Source organism: Shewanella sp., from assembly GCF_041630135.1.
Taxonomy (GTDB): domain Bacteria; phylum Pseudomonadota; class Gammaproteobacteria; order Enterobacterales; family Shewanellaceae; genus Shewanella.
Map to the genome: position 1 here is coordinate 1 of NZ_JBFKLW010000073.1, position 19,180 is coordinate 19,180.

22 protein-coding genes are annotated in these 19,180 nt (G+C 51.6%); 10 read left to right on the plus strand and 12 right to left on the minus strand.

Annotation, left to right across the window (positions count from 1 at the left end; translation table 11 throughout):
* The first annotated feature begins 3 nt into the window (after positions 1 to 3).
* On the plus strand, positions 4 to 753 hold the full coding sequence (locus tag ABYK60_RS16180) for a methyltransferase domain-containing protein (RefSeq protein WP_372873069.1): 750 nt from the start codon (positions 4 to 6) through the stop codon (positions 751 to 753).
* 29 nt (positions 754 to 782) lie between these two features.
* On the opposite strand, the gene ABYK60_RS16185 is transcribed toward ABYK60_RS16180, so the two are convergent.
* The gene (locus ABYK60_RS16185) at positions 783 to 1,421 is read right to left on the minus strand and encodes a chemoreceptor glutamine deamidase CheD (RefSeq protein WP_372873049.1); all 639 of its coding nucleotides are present in this window, start codon (positions 1,419 to 1,421) and stop codon (positions 783 to 785) included.
* Between the two features lie 111 nt (positions 1,422 to 1,532).
* A complete protein-coding gene (locus ABYK60_RS16190) occupies positions 1,533 to 2,447 on the minus strand; it encodes a TraB/GumN family protein (protein ID WP_372873050.1) in 915 nt (304 codons plus the stop codon).
* A gap of 44 nt (positions 2,448 to 2,491) precedes the next feature.
* Here ABYK60_RS16190 and ABYK60_RS16195 point away from each other — a divergent pair, with 44 nt between their 5' ends.
* Complete coding sequence (locus ABYK60_RS16195; RefSeq protein ID WP_372873051.1) at positions 2,492 to 2,800, plus strand: prephenate dehydrogenase; 309 nt, start codon at positions 2,492 to 2,494, stop codon at positions 2,798 to 2,800.
* A 64-nt stretch (positions 2,801 to 2,864) separates the two neighbouring features.
* Positions 2,865 to 4,616, plus strand: a complete 1,752-nt coding sequence (locus ABYK60_RS16200) for a bifunctional diguanylate cyclase/phosphodiesterase (RefSeq protein WP_372873052.1) — start codon at positions 2,865 to 2,867, stop codon at positions 4,614 to 4,616.
* A gap of 6 nt (positions 4,617 to 4,622) precedes the next feature.
* Here ABYK60_RS16200 and ABYK60_RS16205 read toward each other — a convergent pair whose 3' ends face one another.
* Complete coding sequence (locus ABYK60_RS16205) at positions 4,623 to 5,147, minus strand: DUF3016 domain-containing protein (protein ID WP_372873053.1); 525 nt, start codon at positions 5,145 to 5,147, stop codon at positions 4,623 to 4,625.
* Positions 5,148 to 5,563: 416 nt separating this feature from the next.
* Between ABYK60_RS16205 and ABYK60_RS16210 the strand changes: the two genes are divergently transcribed.
* On the plus strand, positions 5,564 to 5,854 hold the full coding sequence (locus tag ABYK60_RS16210) for a hypothetical protein (protein ID WP_372873054.1): 291 nt from the start codon (positions 5,564 to 5,566) through the stop codon (positions 5,852 to 5,854).
* Here ABYK60_RS16210 and ABYK60_RS16215 read toward each other — a convergent pair whose 3' ends face one another.
* Positions 5,855 to 6,364 carry a DUF4240 domain-containing protein gene (locus ABYK60_RS16215; protein ID WP_372873055.1) on the minus strand — a complete coding sequence of 170 codons (510 nt, stop codon included), beginning with the start codon at positions 6,362 to 6,364 and terminating at the stop codon, positions 5,855 to 5,857.
* Positions 6,365 to 6,413: 49 nt separating this feature from the next.
* On the opposite strand from ABYK60_RS16215, the gene ABYK60_RS16220 reads away from it, so the two are divergent.
* The 4 genes from ABYK60_RS16220 (at position 6,414) to ABYK60_RS16235 (ending at position 9,097) form a co-directional block, all read left to right on the plus strand.
* Positions 6,414 to 6,872, plus strand: coding sequence for a hypothetical protein (locus ABYK60_RS16220; protein WP_372873056.1), 459 nt, complete (start codon positions 6,414 to 6,416; stop codon positions 6,870 to 6,872).
* A gap of 108 nt (positions 6,873 to 6,980) precedes the next feature.
* Positions 6,981 to 7,781, plus strand: a complete 801-nt coding sequence (locus ABYK60_RS16225; protein ID WP_372873057.1) for a response regulator — start codon at positions 6,981 to 6,983, stop codon at positions 7,779 to 7,781.
* Between the two features lie 129 nt (positions 7,782 to 7,910).
* Complete coding sequence (locus ABYK60_RS16230; RefSeq protein ID WP_372873058.1) at positions 7,911 to 8,183, plus strand: HU family DNA-binding protein; 273 nt, start codon at positions 7,911 to 7,913, stop codon at positions 8,181 to 8,183.
* A 224-nt stretch (positions 8,184 to 8,407) separates the two neighbouring features.
* Complete coding sequence (locus tag ABYK60_RS16235; protein ID WP_372873070.1) at positions 8,408 to 9,097, plus strand: TorF family putative porin; 690 nt, start codon at positions 8,408 to 8,410, stop codon at positions 9,095 to 9,097.
* Between the two features lie 40 nt (positions 9,098 to 9,137).
* Here ABYK60_RS16235 and rimK read toward each other — a convergent pair whose 3' ends face one another.
* Complete coding sequence (gene rimK, locus ABYK60_RS16240) at positions 9,138 to 10,043, minus strand: 30S ribosomal protein S6--L-glutamate ligase (protein WP_372873059.1); 906 nt, start codon at positions 10,041 to 10,043, stop codon at positions 9,138 to 9,140.
* A gap of 325 nt (positions 10,044 to 10,368) precedes the next feature.
* Between rimK and ABYK60_RS16245 the strand changes: the two genes are divergently transcribed.
* On the plus strand, positions 10,369 to 10,551 hold the full coding sequence (locus ABYK60_RS16245; RefSeq protein WP_372873060.1) for a hypothetical protein: 183 nt from the start codon (positions 10,369 to 10,371) through the stop codon (positions 10,549 to 10,551).
* Between the two features lie 126 nt (positions 10,552 to 10,677).
* Positions 10,678 to 12,033, plus strand: coding sequence for a flavohemoglobin expression-modulating QEGLA motif protein (locus ABYK60_RS16250; protein ID WP_372873061.1), 1,356 nt, complete (start codon positions 10,678 to 10,680; stop codon positions 12,031 to 12,033).
* Positions 12,034 to 12,102: 69 nt separating this feature from the next.
* Here the strand turns inward: ABYK60_RS16250 and ABYK60_RS16255 are convergent, their stop codons facing one another.
* The 7 genes from ABYK60_RS16255 to metB all read right to left on the minus strand — a co-directional run.
* On the minus strand, positions 12,103 to 13,482 hold the full coding sequence (locus ABYK60_RS16255; RefSeq protein WP_372873062.1) for an alanine/glycine:cation symporter family protein: 1,380 nt from the start codon (positions 13,480 to 13,482) through the stop codon (positions 12,103 to 12,105).
* Between the two features lie 120 nt (positions 13,483 to 13,602).
* On the minus strand, positions 13,603 to 14,142 hold the full coding sequence (locus tag ABYK60_RS16260) for an SRPBCC family protein (protein ID WP_372873063.1): 540 nt from the start codon (positions 14,140 to 14,142) through the stop codon (positions 13,603 to 13,605).
* A gap of 47 nt (positions 14,143 to 14,189) precedes the next feature.
* On the minus strand, positions 14,190 to 14,390 hold the full coding sequence (locus ABYK60_RS16265) for a cysteine-rich CWC family protein (RefSeq protein WP_372873064.1): 201 nt from the start codon (positions 14,388 to 14,390) through the stop codon (positions 14,190 to 14,192).
* Positions 14,391 to 14,615 carry a hypothetical protein gene (locus tag ABYK60_RS16270; RefSeq protein ID WP_372873065.1) on the minus strand — a complete coding sequence of 75 codons (225 nt, stop codon included), beginning with the start codon at positions 14,613 to 14,615 and terminating at the stop codon, positions 14,391 to 14,393.
* Positions 14,616 to 14,696: 81 nt separating this feature from the next.
* Positions 14,697 to 15,587, minus strand: coding sequence for a methylenetetrahydrofolate reductase (gene metF, locus ABYK60_RS16275; protein WP_372873066.1), 891 nt, complete (start codon positions 15,585 to 15,587; stop codon positions 14,697 to 14,699).
* A gap of 174 nt (positions 15,588 to 15,761) precedes the next feature.
* Positions 15,762 to 18,155 (minus strand): bifunctional aspartate kinase/homoserine dehydrogenase II, encoded by a 2,394-nt coding sequence (locus ABYK60_RS16280; protein WP_372873067.1) that lies wholly within the window; start codon positions 18,153 to 18,155, stop codon positions 15,762 to 15,764.
* A gap of 13 nt (positions 18,156 to 18,168) precedes the next feature.
* On the minus strand, positions 18,169 to 19,180 hold a 1,012-nt coding region (gene metB / locus ABYK60_RS16285), incomplete at its 5' end, for a cystathionine gamma-synthase (RefSeq protein ID WP_372873068.1).

Genomic DNA, 19,180 nt, shown 5'->3' on the forward strand with positions numbered 1-19,180 from the left:
GCCCTGGCGGGCAAGTTTGCCAAAAACATTTACGGCACACTTAAGGGTGATATCCGCTCGGCGGTACTGTGGCGGGATTTACAGGAACAGATGCCAAAACTTGGACAGGGAAAGCTGCGTATTTTGGACGCCGGTGGCGGTTTTGGTTTTTTCAGCCAGAAACTCGCTGCGCTCGGGCACAGTGTGGTGTTGTGCGATATCTCAGCCGAGATGCTCGCCGAGGCCAAAAGACATATAGCCTTGAGCGACACACAACTCGATATCGAATGTATTCACTCTCCTATCCAGGCGCTCGATTCCGACGCCCTTGGACAGTTTGATCTCATCCTGTGCCATGCGGTGGTCGAATGGTTGGCTGATGCCAAAAATACTATGGCTGGTCTGCTTAAAATGCTGCGTCCGGGTGGTTTGTTTTCTTTAATGTTCTACAACAAGGATGCGATGTGCTTTCATGCACTGGTGGCGGGCAATTTTGGCTATGTTGCATCGGGATTCAAAGCCAAACGGGTACGTCTGAGCCCGGATTTTCCCCTCACTGTACCTCAGGTGGAGGCCTGGTGTTGCGAGTGGGGATTCACAGTGAACTGCCGTTCCGGTGTACGGGTTATCCATGACTATCTGAAAAAAGGCAGCCTCTCAAACGAATATTCAGATACAGGTCTGATAGAGATGGAGCTCAGATATTCCCGCGAACCGGCATTTTTACCATTAGGGCGCTATGTCCACTTTATCTGCACCAAACCCGCAAGCTAATTGAACGGAGCGGAGCGAATCGAACAGTACTAGTCGAACAGCTCCACATCCCCCGGGGCAGGCTCATTGGCATGGGCCGTTACATCCTTGAGGTAAGCTTCTTCCTCACGCTCTATCTGCGCGACACCGGTCATTTCCAGACGCTTTAATTTGACCCGGCCACTCTGGGGATGAAACATCACTTTGCGGGGCCATGGGCCACCGAGGTCTTCGGCAACAACGGGGATCCCCTCTGTAGCCAGATATTCCCGGACGAAGTCGATATTCGACTGGCCGATATTAAGCACCGAAACCCTGCCTATGCTGCCACCGCCGAAAATTTTGGCCTGAAGCCGGGTTTTAAGCCCCCCTCTTGAAAGAATTCCATTAATCAATTGTTCCATTGCCCAGTTGCCATAGCGGCAGGAATAGCTGGTTAGCTGATGCCAATCTTCATGGAGTGTCTTTTCTGGTAACAGGAAGTGGTTTAACCCGCCAATCCCCATCAGAGGATCCCAAATGCAGGCCGCGACACAAGAACCCAGACGGGTATAAACAAATTCATCCTGGCAGGTAAGATAAAATTCTCCCGGATCCACCCGGGCCACCAAAGACTGTTGTTCGTTATCCCAATATCTTGGGATCTTCTCAAACCCTGGGTAGACCAATTGGGGGGATTGCAATGCCATGGAGCCTCCGCTGCTTCCTCTCCAGTATAGCCAAGGAATCAGGCCTATCAGGCAGGACGGCATTGCTACCCAAAAAAGCTATGACCTACGATCGCTCCAATCAGGCGGCAGTCAGTCAAAGTGACAAATATGATCAGCCTCTCCACAATGGCCAAGGCTGCTGCGGATGGCCAGCCTACGCCCGGCCAGAATGGCAGTAAGACTGTGCTCTCCCACCAGATGCCCCGCGCCCACGACCACCATAAGGGTATCCGGCATGTCAGGCTGTTCCAGCATCGCCATCAGAGTATCGGCCATACGATAGTTTCTGTCCCACAGCAGGATTTTCAGCAACGTCAGATCCTCCCCCTCTTCCATAGACTCGCGCATCAGCTGAGCCAGAGACTCAAGCTCGCCTCTTCGCCAGCTTTCCACCAGCTTGTTGATATCAGCATCTTTCACCTCTATAGCTTCTCGCACCATGGCCCATTGATGTGAAGCTTGCAGCGATGACATCAGACGAAACTGATACTCAACCCCTTCAAGTTCAAGAATGCGCTTACTGCCCCTGGCACGCTCGAGCAGTGTCACATCCACCCCCGCCTCAGGGCTGAATCCCATGGCAGCAAACTGTACAACTGTGATTTGTGATGCCTGCAACCAGGGTGCAAAAGGTGCCAGCGCAGCACATACCTGCTGCCTTGAACGGCAATAAGCGTTCAAAACAGCGGCTGTTTTGGGATCTGGTGTTTCGGTACCAAGCCCATACTTACCCAGCAGTGCCTGTACATCTGCCGATGCGCCACCCACATCAGCCTCAACAACCAAAACTTTGGCACGGGTAAAAGCCTGCTCAATCTGACTGGGTAATGGATAAAAATCATTACTGCCCAAATGAATAGAGCCGAGTAAATACACAGTTTTACCGCCGTGACTGAATTCATAGAATGGCGGCTTATCCTGCTCGGCCGCCGTGGCAATCCCCAACAATGCCAATCCGGTCAGGGCAACTACCGCCATCCGCTGCCGCCATAAACTTGTTGCCATCTTCCTTGCCTCTTATAATCCCGAAAAAATTAATTGGAGCTGTTATGCCATACACCAAGGTCCTGGAGCAACTGACCGAAAACCTGCAACTGGCTTACCGTCAGGCCATTGATGCCGATTCCCGTCTGGATGAGCTGCAAAAAGCTGGTCACGGTAAATTCAGCTATATCTTTACCGCCGATGAAGGTTTCAGCACCCGCAGCAATCGCTTTGGGCCCTATGTGCAGGAGCTGGGCGAAGACTTCAGCCATCTTCGCACCAGTGAACCGACAGCCCAGGGGCTGGAAACTGTGGTACGAAAGCTGGGCGTGTTGTTGCAAACGCTGCAAGCCTTTAAGCAGCAGGGAAAATAAAGGTCACAATTTTGTCATAGCTCTGCCATAGACTGCTGACATTCACGGAGTAGAGTGTAAAAGCATGGCCGCCATTGACCTTCAGGCAGAACTGACAAAAATCATTGAAAAACAGAGCATCGAAGCCCTGTTTCAACCCATATTCAATATCTCCGCAGGAAAGGTGCACGGATTCGAGGCTCTGTCTCGCGGTCCGGCGCACAGCCCTCTTTTTGCTCCTGTGCCCCTGTTTAAAACCGCCGAACATGAGGGGCGGCTCAGCGAGCTGGAAACCCTGTGCCGGCAAATTGCCGCTCACCGTTTTGCCGAACGCAAACTGCCTGGCAAGTTGTTTATCAACATTTCACCAAAGGCGCTGCTGGATCCGGATCACCCCCGGGGCAAGACACTGTCCATGTTACAGCAACTGGGGATCCCACCTTCACAGGTGGTGATTGAACTGTCAGAGCAACACCCGGCCGACGATATAGATCTGCTGAAAGCCTGTTTGCTGCACTATCGGAATCAAGGATTTTTGACCGCCATAGATGATTTGGGTGCCGGCTATTCCGGGCTCAGACTCTGGTCAGAACTGGCGCCTGACTATGTAAAAATCGATCGCCACTTTATCCACGATATAGATAAGCACCCGGTAAAACAGGAATTTGTAAGGTCGATTGTCGAATTGTGCCAAAGTCTGACCTGTAAAGTGATTGCCGAAGGCATTGAGACAGATGACGAACTGCAGATTCTGCGTCAGCTTGGCATAATCTATTGCCAGGGTTTTCTGCTGGGACTGCCCGCCATCCAACCTCAGCAGCGCCTGCCGGACTCAATACTGAGCAAGAACGCGGCTGCTAATCTTAGTCCAAGATATGGAGAATCCGCAGAAAGCCTGGCCTGCAGCGCAGTTACCGTTGGCCCCAAGACCAAGTTACGCCACATCAGTGATCGCTTTTGCAGCCAAATCGCCTTACAAGCTGTGGTGGTAGTCGATGGCGACATTCCATTGGGGCTGGTAAGCCGTACCGCCCTGCTGGAGCTGTTTTCCACCCCATATGGCCGCGCCCTGCACGAAAACCACCTGGTAACCGAAGTCATGGACAGCGCCGCCCCTCAGGTGGAGGCCTGCGAGCCTTTAAGCTCAGTCAGCCAACGCCTCACCGCCGAATCAGAGCTGCAAATGGCACAGCACTTTATCATTTCCCGTCAGGGTAAGTTGGTTGGTGTAGGCCACACCAAAGATCTGCTGTCGCGGATTACCGAGCACCGGATCAAAATGGCACGCCATGCAAATCCCCTGTCTGGCCTGCCCGGGAATGTCCCTATCCAGGAAGAATTACAGCGCCTGCAACAGCACGCACGTCCCTTTTTTCTGGTGTATTTTGACCTGTGCCACTTTAAGCCATACAACGATATTTACGGCTTTTGCCGGGGCGATGAAGTGATTTGCGAAGTTGCAGGGTTACTTGGGCAGCAACAGGACAGTGATTGTTTTGTCGGGCATGTCGGCGGTGATGACTTTGTGATGATTTCCACCGAGGATCCCCATCGGCGGGTCATAGCAGTAATAGACGCATTTGAGAAATCAAAAGCCAGCTTCTATCACCAAAACCATTGGCTTGCTCAGGCGATAGAAGCCGAGGACAGACAAGGCAATATGTGTCTGCATCCATTGGTTTCTCTGTGTGCAGGGATACTGGCTCCCACACACACCTTTAACAGCACTGAACATGAATTGTCGGAACTCAGTGCCCGGGCAAAAAAACAGGCAAAACTCACCGAGGGTGGACTTTGCCTGCTGGATACACTGCCGCCTAAACTGCGTCAGGCGTAATTGGGGTTAAAGCTTTGAAGCCACCTGTTTGTCAAACCACTTCGACAAGAGCCGGGACTCGTGCATAAACGGCTTGTCATTGATTGGACGAATGTCGTTCATAAAGTTCAGGTTAGTGAGCTTCTCATCACCTGCAATTACCACCTGCTCTCCATCAAGCAGCTGATAGGAAAAGGTCATCCGTGGTGGATAGATTTCTTTTACTACACGTAAATCACTCGGCGTTGCACCAAAAGTGGGGCGTACATCACCGGCCAAATCAACATCGGTCACCACCAATTCCAGTTTCTGGTTTGGCTTGAGCGACTTGGACGCCTCTTCGCTGAGTTCCTTGGTCAGGGTCTCAAACATACGCATTTCATAACGGGACTGGAGCTCACCACTGGACTTGATATCGCGAAACTGTTTCGGTTCCTGCCAGGTAATTTTTACCGCACCCACTTCGGTCACTGGATTAGTGGTAGCTTCATCGGCCGCCATGGCGGACCCAGCGATAAACAGACCGGCAATCAGAATCATCTTGGATTTCATAAAGCCTCCTTGGGCTATACACATTTCACTCGTATCAACTCTAGCTAAATAAAGCTGAACCAATACTTAATACAAAACCGGCAGCAATACAATGTACCGATTATAAGTTTTTGTTTATCCATCGTTTTAGACAAGATGGTGACAAATGGTTCCCGTATCAATTTGTATCAGGCGATACCTGCTTAAACAGGTTTTTACGAAGCTGCCTGGGGAGATTGCTGGCCTCTAAAGCGATTAGATATGTTTATATGAAGCTGAAAAATATACGAATTTATTTTTTACAGTAACAGCTGGGCAGCTGTCTTATTACCCACAGTAACAGGTCAACACCACATTCATTGGCCAATTTTCGTTCAGCCTGGGTTCAAGCTCAGTCGCTACCATGGCCTCGTATTTCTTACTTAGAGGGTAACACCATGACCAAGCCATCCACTTTCAGCCTGACCTCCATTCTGGCCATGACCGGCATGCTGACCATGAGCAGCATCGTCATGGCCACGCCATTGAACAGTGAACAACATGCCGCCGCAGTGCGCCATTTTGCTTTACTGGAACAGGCGCAAAACAGCGCAGAGCAAGAATACAGCGACAATCTTTTCAATCAGTTTAACGAACAACTGAAGCACCTTGAGGCGGCGAAGGTCGACCAACTGTGCACCGAACTTGGCCGCCATTACGACAGCGCCACCAGCACCTGCACCGGATAATCAGAGCGGAAACAGCTTACACAGTGCCGGATAGCAGGCTTTGAGATCCTTCGGGCGGGTACTGAACTGCTTGCCCGCAGGATTGACACTTCCCGACGGTACAAACGGCAGCTCTTCCTGGGTTCTGTCTTCGAAAATCTGACCCGCTATCAGATCGTAGTCTTCAATGAACGGATACGCATAACCATCCACAGTTGGCCAGCCCGGCAAACCAGCCAACGCATCGGGACTGGCAATTATGCGCTCAAACCATTCCTGACCAAGAGAAATTAAAAAGCTGCGAAACTCCGCAAAACCATAGTCGCTATCACACCCAGTCACTACATAAGCCGCCCCCCACAGCGGCCAGGTATACGCCTGCCGCATTTTTTGTCCAAACAACTTATCGAAGGCTTTCAGCTGCTCGTCATCCATGGGTTCCAGAGCAGCTTTCAACCGCTCACACAGGCTTTCCTGAGATTCATCGGGGCTCTGGCGGGTTACCAATTGCCAAAATTGGGTTTCGGTCATACAGAATATCTCCTTTGGGATTCGCAAGTTTATCTCAAATGTATAACTGATGGATATGCTGCCAAGCTGGACTGACGGTTCAGGTTTTTCTAAACTTGGCCGACTTTCTTTACCGAGGCTCCCCATGAAACTCCCCCCTCTTCCCCTACTGCTGCTGTTGTTGCTTTACCTTGTATTAAGTGCATTGGCCATCGGCAGACTGATCAGTACAGGGGCGCCGGATATATTCACCCTGGGGGTTATTCCCGTATTGGCCGGTTTAGCAATAAGAGCCAGCTGGTCCCTGTGGGCACTCAGAATATACATAGCAATTCAAACTCTTGGATTTGCGGCGCTTGGGATTACCGCTATTCTGGCAACGCAAATCAGCCCGGAGGACACCAAATTATTCATTGAGGGTAAAGAAATCCCACTGCCTTTGGTTGCGCTCTGCATCATCGTGCTATTGGTGTTTCAGTGGTGGGTAGCGTTTCATGGCAAGACAAAAACATTCATAACAAAAGAGTAAGAGCGGTAGCAGAGCAAGCCATTTCTGTAGCCTGTGCAGACCGGAAATGCGGAACTGCGACCTCGATTAACATCCGGGCGAATATGCCTGCATATGGTAATAAATGACATGCATCAACTGTCTCCAAGTGAACTGTCTATTCTCCTGATAGAACCATCTGATACACAGCGCAAAATCATCATCGCCAGTCTTCGTGCCGAAGGGATCCTTAACATTGAAACGGCCAGCGGCTTTGAAGAAGCCCGCAACTTAATCCAAAGCCACAAACCGGACCTGATAGCCAGCGCTATGCATTACAGTGACGGAGACGCGCTTATGCTGCTGAATTTTATCAGGGCACAGCCCGGCTGCCAGGATATTCAATTTATGCTGGTATCCAGCGAATGCCGCCGTGAGCAATTGGAAATCTTCCGTCAATCCGGAGTGGTGGCGATTCTGCCCAAACCTTTCAGTAAGGAACATCTTGGTAAGGCACTCAATGCCACCATAGATCTGCTTTCCAATGACGAATTGGATCTATCTCATTTTGACGTTCAGGATCTGAGGGTGCTGGTGGTCGACGACAGCCGTATGGCCCGCAATGTCATTCGCCGCACCCTGACAAACCTGGGTATGCGCCAACTGACCGAGGCCAGCGATGGCGCAGAAGCCATTGAGCTGATGCGGATCCAAATGTTTGATTTGGTAGTCACCGACTACAACATGCCCAGTGTCGATGGGCTGGCACTGACTCAGTTTATCCGTAACGAAAGCCAGCAGTCTCACATTCCAATATTGATGGTTTCATCAGAGGCCAACGATGCCCATTTGTCCAACGTCAGTCAGGCCGGTGTCAATGCCTTGTGTGACAAGCCTTTTGAGCCTCAACTGGTCAAGAAAATCCTTTACCAGTTACTGGATGAGAGCTAATTGAGATACGCTCCAAAAAAATAGTTTTAATGGGAATTTATGGCAGTAAAAGCGCTTCCCAAACGCCGGGGGCTGTGGCATGTTAGGCAAGTTTTAAAACAATAATCACGGAAAGACGAGTATTTTGCTATGAACAGAACTGACCTGATCGCCAAGATTGCCGAGAGCGCCGACCTGACCAAAGCCGAGGCTGGCCGTGCACTGAAATCTTTTGAAGAAGCAGTGACTGCCGCCATGAAAGAAGGCGACAAGATTTCCATCGTAGGTTTCGGTTCATTCGAAACCAGCAGCCGCGCCGAGCGCACTGGTCGCAACCCACAAACCGGCAAGGAAATTAAAATCCCTGCGGCGACCATTCCAAAATTCAAGGCTGGCAAAGCCCTGCGTGACAGCGTTAACTAACCGATAGGTTCACGTAGCGAAAAAGCCTCCATTTGGAGGCTTTTTTTATTTGCTGCGCACCATGGTCGTGCAATCTATGCCCGCCCACAGGGCACGCCTCCCCAAAAACTATCCGCCACAAAAATAAAATCAAATACTTTCAATGCCTTAAATGTTGGCACACGTTTAGCTATCTGTTCCCTGAGCAAATGATAAAAAACAACACCATTGTAAAGGGGAAAATGATGACCAAGACATCTGTCTGCTTAACCTTACTCGGGGCACTGGCTGCCTGCACGCCTGCCACGGCAGCTTTCGATGCCAATATCGGCCTGAGCTCCAACTACCTGTGGCGCGGTATCAGCCAAACCGGTGATGCCGTTGCAGTGGATGGCAGCATTGACTACAGTCACGACAGTGGTTTTTATGCCGGAGTTTGGGCATCCAATATCGACTTTGGCGACGACACTACCTTTGAACTCGACCTCTACGGCGGCTACAGCGGTGAAATCACCGAGTCCATTAGCTTTGATGTGGGTTATCTGTACTACGGTTACCCGGATGCGGATGCCGATATCGATTTCTCAGAGCTTTACGCCAGCTTGAGCTGGCAGTGGCTGACACTGGGTTACGCCCGAGTCATCCATGGCGGCAATGGCCTGGCGGATGATGCTTTGTCAGAAGATGATATGGATTACCTGAGCGCCGAAGTGGCCATCCCCCTGAGCGACAGCCTGAGTCTGGACTTCCACTATGGTTATTCCAGTGGTGACCTGATCTCCAGCTGGTATGACGAATCCAGTTACAGCGATTACTCAGCAGCCATAACCAAGAGCACTGAATTGGGTGAGGTAAGCTTTATCGTCTCCGACACCGACCTTACCGGCGACGACCCCAAGGTAGTACTGCGCTGGGCATATTCGTTCGGGTTGTGACCCTGGTAATGGCTTTTTTAAAGCCATGGCGCAATGCCTTTTATGCTATCACCTGGCGGTTCGCTTTGCGGGCCGCCACCATTTTTTCAATATGCTCCACAATGGGTTCAGCGACCTTGATACCTGTGGCTTGTTCGATACCTTCAATACCCGGCGCCGAGTTGACTTCCAACACCAAAGGACCACGGGAAGAGCGAAGAATATCCACACCCGCCACCACCAGCCCCATCGCTTTAACTGCAGCAACAGCCGATTTCCTTTCTTGCGGTGTGATTTTGACCTTTTCAGCACTGCCCCCCAAATGCAGATTGGAGCGAAAATCACCTTCAGGTCCCTGACGTCGCATCGCCGCCACCACTTTATCGCCCACCACAAAACAGCGAATGTCACTGCCGTTAGCTTCTTTAATAAACTCCTGCACCATGATGTTGGCCTTGAGCCCCAAAAAAGCCTCAATAACACTTTCAGCTGCTTTACGGGTTTCAGCCAATACCACTCCAATCCCCTGAGTGCCTTCCAAAAGCTTAATTACCAGTGGAGTACCACCCACCATATTGATGAGATCGGGAATATCGTGCGGCTTATTGGCAAAGCCAGTTATGGGCATGCCTACTCCCTTGCGGGAAAGTAACTGCAAAGCGCGCAGCTTGTCCCTTGAACGTGCAATGGAAATCGAATCATTGGCCGCATACACCCCCATCATCTCAAACTGACGAACCACGGCACAGCCATAAAAGGTCACGCTGGCGTGAATGCGCGGAATAATGGCATCAAATTGGGGAACCTCAACACCTTCAAGATGAATACTTGGCTGTATCGAATTGATATTCATATAACAGTTAATAGGGTTGATAACTTGCGCATCATGCCCTCTGGACTGGCAGGCCTCCACCAATCGCCGAGTGGAATAAAGGTCAGGGAACTGAGAAAGTACACCGATTTTCATTAGTTTAGAGCCTTAGCCAGGATAGTTTCGCTAACAAAGATCATTTCCGAAGCCAGCTGATAAAGCAAGGCTGTTTGCTCCTGAATAATGCAGCGCGTGAAAAATACTCCCTGGCATACCGCTCTGGTCATGACCAGGCATTTATCCGTACGGCACAGCGATTTCTGTATGCTACTGCTATCTTTACTATTAGGTGTTACTTAAGCAAACCGAACATGCCTGATCGTGGCGCAGTTTTTTTTACACTTACAGCAAAAAACTTTTGCTTTTCTGTGTAAAGCAAACTGGTTAGAAAGACCTTAAGGCAACCCGTGAGGAAATCGTTATGGCTCGTATTATTGAAGTCTTGCCCCAGGATAGCGAAATTGAGGAACTGACCTCGCCAAAAAATGCCCAGGCAGCCAATGCCATGAAGCACCGGCGAGAAGTTAAACGTCGATTGGATGACTATCTTGAACGCGCCGAACTGAGAAAAGCACTCGGCCTGGAAAATGACGAGGACTTTTAACCATAGCTGCAGGCAGGGGTATTCCCTGCCCAAAACTTAGATCAGTCCAACCTTTCAAAAGCTTAAGTGGTTTAAGTTTCCTGTTCTGGCTATCATATTTTCAGAGCCATTAAGGAAATTAGCACCATGAACGATGCCCAAAGCAGGTACTGTGAACACCTGAAACGGTTTTCTGACCGACTCATCGCCCTTCAAGCTCCAATAAAAATCCTGGATGCCATCAAGTGGCCAAGGGAGCTGGAACAAACTTTTTTTGATAATAATGCCAATAAGTTACCGCAAGTAGATAAAACCTTTTACGACAATCTCAGTCTGCCTTTTGACGCCCATAGCACTCAAAAAGAGCTCAAGTCATTAAAACAGGAAATCCAGCACACCCTCGGCAAAGAAGACAGCCTCGGCAAATTGCTGGTGGCCAACGTGGATCAGTACCGGTTAGTGATTGACATGCTCGGGCACAGGGGAACCCCACACTTTGGCAAACTCAGTAAAACCCTCTATGGCAGTGCCAGCAATAAGCTCCATGGTGACAGACACACTCTGCGCCAGCTTGGCGACCGCCTGAGCTACATCTTCTCGCTGCCAGCGGCGGCGCACATGAACAAGCAGCATCCCAAGGAAATTGACGCCGCCAGTGCCGTAGACCATCTTGGCTCACGACTGAGCAAATACTTCCACAGCGATGAGATGCGGGTAAAACTAAGTGACGGTATTGTTTCCGATGCAGCCGTGGGTGGCGATACAGTAAAAATCAACTCCAAAGCCATGTTCAGCAAGGCCGATTTGAACGTGTACGAAGTGCACGAAGGCTGGGTGCACGTGGGCACCACCTTAAATGGCCGGGCTCAGCCCCACGCCACCTGGCTCAGCGTGGGGTCGCCACGGGTGGCCGCCGCACAGGAAGGCCTGGCAGTGTTGATGGAAATGCTTACGCTGAGTTCTACGCCAGGTCGAGCCCGACGCATCAGCGACCGGGTGGCCGCGGTGGATATGGCTGAAAATGGCGCCGACTTTATTGAAGTGTATCGGTATTTCCGCGATCAGAATCTCAGCAAGAAAGACAGCTATCGTGTGACTCAGCGGGTATTTCGCGGCGGCATGGTCGCAGGTGGCAGTTGCTTTACCAAAGACATTTCCTACGTGCGTGGCTACGTGGAAAACGTCAACTTCATCCGCAGTGCCATTGCCTCAGGGATCCCTGAACTTATCCCCATGCTGTTTCTGGGCAAGCTCGCCATTGAAGACATTCCAGCCCTGTATCTGGCCTACCGTGAAGGCATACTTGCCGGCCCCAGATACCTGCCACCAATGTTTGACGATTACAGCGGCCTATACGCCTGGTTCGGTTTTGCCAGTGGTCTGGGCAACATCAACCTTAAAGGGGTGCAGCGCCACTTTCAGCGCCAGTTCCGGATTCTCCCCAACGTGGAACCCATGTTCCCCTCAGTGGAAGAAACCGAATTCGACGCTCCGGCCGAGTAAAGCCAGCACAAGTTTCCCCCAAACAAAAAAGGATGCCGAGGCATCCTTTTTTTGTTTGGCTTAGATGAGTTATTCGGCCTCAATCTCAACTTTTCGTTGTTCATTGCGCCCGGAGAAAAACTCCTTGGTGAGTTTGAACACCACAGGGCTCAACAGGGTCAGCGCGATCAGGTTGGGAATGGCCATCATGGCATTGAGGGTATCAGCCAGCAGCCAGACAAAATCCAGTGACCCCATGGCGCCAAGTGGCACTGCCAGGGTCCAGATCAGCCTGAATGGCATCACCGCTTTAACACCGAGCAAATACTGCACGCATTTCTCGCTGTACACGCTCCAACCAAGAATGGTGGTAAAAGCGAAGATGGCCAGCGCCACGGCTACGATATAATCACCAATCGGCAGTGCATGGGAAAAAGCATAAGATGTCAGTGCTGCGCCATTTTCACCGCTGCTCCAGGCACCGGAGACCACAATCGCAAGGCCGGTGATAGTGCACACCACCAGGGTATCAATAAAGGTACCCAGCATACCTACCAATCCCTGAGTGACAGGGCTTTTAGTTTGCGCAGCCGCATGGGCAATGGGGGCGCTGCCAAGGCCAGCCTCATTGGAGAATACCCCACGGGCAACCCCCATCTGAATGGCAACCATCACCGCTGCACCGGCAAAACCGCCCTGGGCTGCAACCGGATTAAAGGCACTGTGGAAAATCAACGACAAAGCTGCCGGGATCTCACTGGCATACACCACCAGAACGGCCATACCGGCTGTGATATAGAAAATGGTCATCATAGGCACCAGTTTACCGGCTACTACGGCAATCCGTTTGATGCCACCCATCAGCACCAACCCAACCAGAACCATCATCACCACACCGGAAACCCACGCCGGAATCCCAAAATTGCTGGTTAAGGCCGATGCCACCGAATTGGCCTGCACCGTGTTTCCAATACCAAAGCCGGCAAAAGAGCCAAAAAGTGCAAAGGCAGTACCAAGCCAGGTCCACTTGCTGCCAAGGCCATTCTTGATGTAATACATGGGGCCACCTATATGGTTACCCTTTTCATCCACCTCACGGTAGCGAACGGCTAGTACCGCTTCAGAATATTTAGTCGCCATCCCCACCAGAGCAGTACACCACATCCAAAAAAGTGCACCCGGGCCACCGACAAATATCGCCGTGGCTACACCCGCGATATTACCTGTACCTATGGTGGCGGAGAGTGAGGTCATCAGCGCATTGAATGGACTGACGTCTCCTTTAACATCCTTGCCGCCTTCAGGTGTCCTGCCTGACCACAGCAGGCCGAAACCTTTACCCAACTTGAGGATTGGCAGAAGTTTAAGACCCAAAGACAGGTACAAACCCACACCGAGGATCATGACCAGCATAGGGATACCCCATACCAAGCCATTTATCGACTTGACTAACTCTGTAACAGCTTCCATTCAAACCTCGTTGACTGTTCTTATTCTCTTTTTATTTATCCCTCTGACGTGCAGGGGAAAACTCAGCAACCAGAGTACAACGAATAATTAACAATTGGAAAGCCAGAATCATTCAGGATCTCACGGACGCGACTCAAGCTGCTGCTTAAGATTGGCAAGTCCTGTATCAAGATCCTTTAAAATCATGGACTCAATATTCATCAAAGGGATGAGTATGTTCATCGGGTAATCCATATGCCCCACAAAGCCCCAGGTCACGAGTGTGCTGCCATCTTCAATGGCATCAGTGGTGAAATAGGCTTTATCGTCTGAAGCGAAAGGCTCGATAAATCTCAGGGCGTAATCGATGCGCCTATCGGGTATAACGGCGATTATCTCTTGCTCACCTTTACCCACATCCGGATTGTCACTCTCCCATGCACTGATAAAGCCTACGTCACCGTCGGTGCCGGAAAACTGCTGGCGCATATTGGGATCCATCTTGGCCCATACACTGAACTCATCCTGATTTTTCAGGTATCTGATATAGCCAAATACCTCGGTTAATGGCTTATCAATGGTGCGACTGACACTGACTTCATAATCGGTTTTGATGAAAAGGGCGGCAATAAAGGGGGCTGCAAGCAGCAGCACTATGAGGATAAGCAGTTTTTTTAGCATGCAGGAGCTCCCGGCAGTTAAGATGCGGCACAGCCCATCTCCGCTTTTTATTCAGTCAGTTTTAGCGCTAATCGCTCTGCCTTGGCAAGCCTGGCGACGCAGTCGGCACACAAACAGGCGTCCGGTCGCTCTGGAAGCTTCTTGGGGAAATGGGCATAGTGACACCAGCAATCCTCTATGCTTTTGCCGGTTTCAAAGGCACACAGATTTGCCCTTTCGCATAAAGGGCATTGGGACTTTTCTGACATTCAGCCTCGCTGACGGTAATGCCCCCTGAGCTCACTCAAGCGATACACCAGGCAGCCAAGAGACAACAGCGCGTAAACGCCGGTGGTGCACCATACAAAGACACCGAAGGGCGACTTTGGATAGATCTGCATAAAATACAGCGCAATAAGCACAGAAAGGGAGAGGATAAGCTTGGCCACATCCATCGGCAGCTTTTGCTCGTGATACTCAATTCTATCATTCATGGTCTGGCGTCCTTGTCCACAACACCGAAACCTTAGTGCATCACGCCGATAAAAGAAAGGCCCCTGATGGGGCCTTGAAAATCAATCCTGTTTTGGACGCACACCAAGCGTGTGGCAAATGGCGTAGGACAGTTCCGCGCGATTCAGAGTATAGAAATGGAAATCCTTCACCCCTTCGCGGGCCAATACTTTAACCATATCGATAGCCACGTTGGCACCCACCAACTGACGGGTTGCGGCATCATTGTCCAACCCTTCAAACTGGCGGTGCAACCAGCCCGGCAATGATACATTGGTCATGGCGGCAAAACGCTTGAGCTGGGTAAAATTGGTCACCGGCAGAATACCCGGCACAATTTCCACATCAATACCGGCAGCCACACAGCGGTCACGGAACCGCAGATACGATTCCACATCGAAGAAAAACTGAGTAATGGCACGGTTGGCACCGGCATCAATTTTACGTTTCAGATTCACCAAATCTGCCTGAGCGTTGGCGGCTTCAGGGTGAACCTCTGGGTAAGCAGCCACCGAAATATCAAAGTCGGCCACACTCTTAAGCAAACGCACCAAATCGGCTGCAAAACGGGTTGGCTTGGGGCTGCCTGCAGGCAGATCGCCACGCAATGCCACTATATTGCGGATACCGCTGTTCCAGTAATTTTTGGCCAGCGCCAGCAACTCTTCATCGCTGGCATCCACCAGCGTCAAATGCGGCGCTGCAACCAATTGGGTTTCTTTCTGAATGCGGTCAATCACACCATGGGTACGGTCACGTACCCCCGAGTTGGCACCATAGGTAACAGACACAAACTTAGGGTTGAGCGGCTCGAGACGACGAATGGAGTTCCACAGGATCTTTTCCATCTCTGGTGTTGAAGGAGGAAAAAACTCAAAAGACACATTGATATCACCCACCTCGGCCAGGTTCTGGTTCAGCGAGTTTGCGTGTTGTGCGTGGTGAAAAGCCATTTTAAATTCCCTCAACTCATCAAATGGACGTTTGGACGTCTATATGGCTATATACTAGGGATTATGATAGTTAAGTCAAGTTAAAAAATGACCTTGTTTGCGCCATTTCGCCACTACATGGTGGAAAAAACACAGGGACTCAAAAGAGTCCCTGTTATTCAGTCTGTTATGAAATCAGTCCTGTAAAAGATCCCGACAAATTTGCACCAGATCAGACTGTACAGCTGCAGCGGTAACATCACGTCCAGCCCCCGGGCCACGAATAATCAGTGGGTTACCCTGATAGAAACCACTGCGAATAACAAATACGTTATCACCGGGAGTGAGATTAGCGTAAGGGTGAGCTCTGTCCACCCACTGCAGCCCCACTTCTGCACTCAACTTGCCACCGGCTTTGTCCAGCGCAGCAATGTATCTGAGTACCTTGCCCTCAGCGGCGGCAGCTTGCAGCGAATCGTGCAAAGGGGCATCCAATTCACCGATGCGGGCAAGGAAAGCATCCAGCGGTAACTCAGCCAATGCCTGCGGCACTGGCGACGTCACCTGAATATCGTCAAGCTCAATATCGAGCCCTATTTCCCGCGCCAGAATCAACAGCTTTCGCTGCATATCCCTACCGGAGAGATCGTCACGGGGATCCGGCTCGGTGATCCCAAGACCACGGGCCTCCAATACCAGCTCAGAAAATGGTCTGCTGCCATCATAGTGCTCAAACAGCCAACAGAGAGTACCGGAAAATATCCCGCCAACGGCTTCAACACTGTCGCCACTGTTGTGTAAGTCGTTCAACGCGTGCTGCACAGGCAAACCGGCACCGCAGCTGGCGTTGTAGCGCCAGTACAAACGGCGATTACCCAGCTGAAGCTTAAGGTCGCGGTAAAACGGCAGAGGGCCTGAGCCTGCCAGCTTGTTGGCACTGACCACATGAATCCCACGGGCAAAAAACTCTGGGTATTGCAACGTCAGGCTGGCACTGGCGCTGATATCCAGCGCCACCAGCTCGTCACAATTCAGGACAGATAAGGCATCAAATAACTGTTCGTACTGCCAGTCAGTGGCATAATCGGCAAATTCCGTTTTCCAATGATCCAGATGAACACCGCTATCATTAATATAAGCGCGGGATGAACTCACCAACCCCACCAGCTCAACTCTTGCCTCAAGATCACGGCACAGGCTGGCTTGGGAGCGGCGGAACAAATCTACCCAAGCCTCACCGATATTACCCACGCCCAGCAGCACCACACCGATTCGCTTACGCGGCCCGGCGCAGCGGCGATGAACCTTTTGGGTCAGCAGGTTAACCTGGTTCTTTGGCACCAGCGTCACCAGACTCAGACCATCCTGGTACAAGGGCCTGGCCTCGCGGCTAAGGAGTCTGGCGAAACTTCTGCGATACAGCACCGCATCGGCGCTCACCAAGGCCACCAATCCATGGTCGGTATTCACCGCCACTTCAGTAATGGCGAAGACATCGGACTGGGCTTTGAGGAAACTGCTTACCTGCTTATGGTTTTCCACCGTGTAAGCCAGCTCCAACTTGCCGCGGCTGTTATGCCAATGGGCAAGCGGCGCAAGACCAGCCTGCACCGCTGCACTCACCAGCGCTTCAGCATCGCCATCCAGCGACAGGCTGAACAATGCAACCTCATTCAGATTGGTCACCACAGGCGCACTGGCCTGGGAGCTGGTTGGAGCAACCAGAGTAAAATCGGTATGAGGCGCGTAACTTGAGCGCACCGCCATGCTCACCTGAGTATTGAACAGAGGCTGCAAGGTACGGCTGTGCAGCACAGGCGAGCCCAATCGTGCCAGGCGGTCAGCCTCCGCCAGCGACATGCTTTTGAGCAGTCTGGCATCATTAATCTTATTCGGATCGGCGTTAAACACCCCTTCCACATCAGTCCAGATGGTAACCCGGTCGATATCGGCCAGACTGGCAATCAAGGTGGCAGAAAAGTCTGAGCCATTACGGCCAAGCAACAGAGTTTCACCGGCAGGGTTTGCACAAATAAAACCCGTGATAACTATGCGTTCGTTTTCATGTTCGGCCAGCATGGCGGCCACTTTTTCGCGGGATTCCTGCTCACGGATATTGGGCACAGCGCCTTCATCGGCGACCAGAATACTGCAGGCATCCACATGGCTTGCAGCCACGCCGGACTCCCGCAGCAGCGCTGCCATCAACCTGGCAGACCAACGCTCACCAAAACTTACCACATGGCTGGTTTGATAATCGTTGAGGGTTTCCAGCGACAGGAGACTGACCAACTGCGCCTTATCGGTGGACAGGCGCTCACGCAAGTGGCGAGCCTGCTCGGCACTGAGCAACTGTTCTATCAGATTCTGCTGATAGTTCATCAGCACCTGCAATTCTTCCTGCCAAAGCGCTTTGGCATCACGCAGCGACAGCAGCTTATACAAAAAGTTGGTGGTTTTACCGGCGGCAGACACCACCACCAGATCGTCGCTGTGCCCCTGGGTCAGCAGGATATGGGCCACGCGGCGGTAACAGTCAGCATCGGCCAGACTGGAGCCACCAAACTTATGCAAATGACAACGCGCCATCACTGACTCCTATTCAACAGGCTGCAACAGCAGCCAGGGCGGCCTTGATGTCGGCCACTAAATCTTCTGCATCTTCAATCCCCACTGACAGGCGCAGCAGGGTGTCTTTAATTCCGGCCTCGGCACGGGCTTCCGGTACCATGGCTCTGTGAGTCATGGTGGCGGGTACAGCAATCAGGGATTCAACTCCGCCTAAGCTTTCTGCCACACTGAAGTGTTGTAGGGATTCGAGGAAGGTCACCACTTCTTTCTCACCGCCCACCAGTTCAAAACTCAGCATAGCGCCAAAGCCTTTTTGTTGCCTTGCGGCAATTTCATGGCCCGGATGCTCCGCAAGCCCCGGGTAATACACCTTGCTTACCTGCGGGCTGTTTTTCAGCACCTCCACAATGCGCTGGGCATTGGACTGATGCTCACGCACCCGCACACCCAGGGTACGAATACCCCGCAGAGTCAGGTAGCTATCAAAGGCACCACCGGTCAGGCCCAGAGTATTGGACCACCAGTGCAGGGTTTCACCGAGCTCAGCATCCCTGGCAATTACAGCGCCGCCAACCACATCACTGTGACCATTGATGTATTTGGTGGTGGAGTGGATCACTATGTCGGCACCCAAAAGCAGCGGCTGCTGCAAAATGGGCGACAGGAAGGTGTTATCCACCACCACCAGGGCACCCACCTCGTGGCTGGCGTCACTGATGGCCTGGATATCCACGACCCGCAGCAGCGGATTCGAAGGGGTTTCGAGCCACACCATACGCGGCTTTTGGGCAATGGCAGCCGCAAGCGCCGCATCATCGGTCTGATCCACAACCGCCAGTCTGAATGCGCCTTTTTTGGCGAGATTGGTAAACAGGCGATAACTGCCGCCATAACAATCGTGGGGCACAATCAAAAGATCATCCGGTTCCAGCAAGCTGGTCACCAGCGTAATGGCCGCCATGCCGGTGCAGGTCACTACGCCGGTTGCACCTTGCTCAAGTTCAGCCAGGGCTTCACCCAGAATGCAGCGGGTAGGATTTCCC

Excerpts from the sequence above, each read along its gene's own strand:
- ABYK60_RS16185 (WP_372873049.1), bottom strand. The coding sequence starts at position 1,421 with ATGGCATTGCAATCCCCCCAATTGGTCTACCCAGGGTTTGAGAAGATC.
- ABYK60_RS16190 (WP_372873050.1), bottom strand. The coding sequence starts at position 2,447 with ATGGCAACAAGTTTATGGCGGCAGCGGATGGCGGTAGTTGCCCTGACC.
- ABYK60_RS16195 (WP_372873051.1), top strand. The coding sequence starts at position 2,492 with ATGCCATACACCAAGGTCCTGGAGCAACTGACCGAAAACCTGCAACTG.
- ABYK60_RS16200 (WP_372873052.1), top strand. The coding sequence starts at position 2,865 with ATGGCCGCCATTGACCTTCAGGCAGAACTGACAAAAATCATTGAAAAA.
- ABYK60_RS16205 (WP_372873053.1), bottom strand. The coding sequence starts at position 5,147 with ATGAAATCCAAGATGATTCTGATTGCCGGTCTGTTTATCGCTGGGTCC.
- ABYK60_RS16210 (WP_372873054.1), top strand. The coding sequence starts at position 5,564 with ATGACCAAGCCATCCACTTTCAGCCTGACCTCCATTCTGGCCATGACC.
- ABYK60_RS16215 (WP_372873055.1), bottom strand. The coding sequence starts at position 6,364 with ATGACCGAAACCCAATTTTGGCAATTGGTAACCCGCCAGAGCCCCGAT.
- ABYK60_RS16220 (WP_372873056.1), top strand. The coding sequence starts at position 6,414 with ATGGATATGCTGCCAAGCTGGACTGACGGTTCAGGTTTTTCTAAACTT.
- ABYK60_RS16225 (WP_372873057.1), top strand. The coding sequence starts at position 6,981 with ATGCATCAACTGTCTCCAAGTGAACTGTCTATTCTCCTGATAGAACCA.
- ABYK60_RS16230 (WP_372873058.1), top strand. The coding sequence starts at position 7,911 with ATGAACAGAACTGACCTGATCGCCAAGATTGCCGAGAGCGCCGACCTG.
- ABYK60_RS16235 (WP_372873070.1), top strand. The coding sequence starts at position 8,408 with ATGACCAAGACATCTGTCTGCTTAACCTTACTCGGGGCACTGGCTGCC.
- rimK (WP_372873059.1), bottom strand. The coding sequence starts at position 10,043 with ATGAAAATCGGTGTACTTTCTCAGTTCCCTGACCTTTATTCCACTCGG.
- ABYK60_RS16245 (WP_372873060.1), top strand. The coding sequence starts at position 10,369 with ATGGCTCGTATTATTGAAGTCTTGCCCCAGGATAGCGAAATTGAGGAA.
- ABYK60_RS16250 (WP_372873061.1), top strand. The coding sequence starts at position 10,678 with ATGAACGATGCCCAAAGCAGGTACTGTGAACACCTGAAACGGTTTTCT.
- ABYK60_RS16255 (WP_372873062.1), bottom strand. The coding sequence starts at position 13,482 with ATGGAAGCTGTTACAGAGTTAGTCAAGTCGATAAATGGCTTGGTATGG.
- ABYK60_RS16260 (WP_372873063.1), bottom strand. The coding sequence starts at position 14,142 with ATGCTAAAAAAACTGCTTATCCTCATAGTGCTGCTGCTTGCAGCCCCC.
- ABYK60_RS16265 (WP_372873064.1), bottom strand. The coding sequence starts at position 14,390 with ATGTCAGAAAAGTCCCAATGCCCTTTATGCGAAAGGGCAAATCTGTGT.
- ABYK60_RS16270 (WP_372873065.1), bottom strand. The coding sequence starts at position 14,615 with ATGAATGATAGAATTGAGTATCACGAGCAAAAGCTGCCGATGGATGTG.
- metF (WP_372873066.1), bottom strand. The coding sequence starts at position 15,587 with ATGGCTTTTCACCACGCACAACACGCAAACTCGCTGAACCAGAACCTG.
- ABYK60_RS16280 (WP_372873067.1), bottom strand. The coding sequence starts at position 18,155 with ATGGCGCGTTGTCATTTGCATAAGTTTGGTGGCTCCAGTCTGGCCGAT.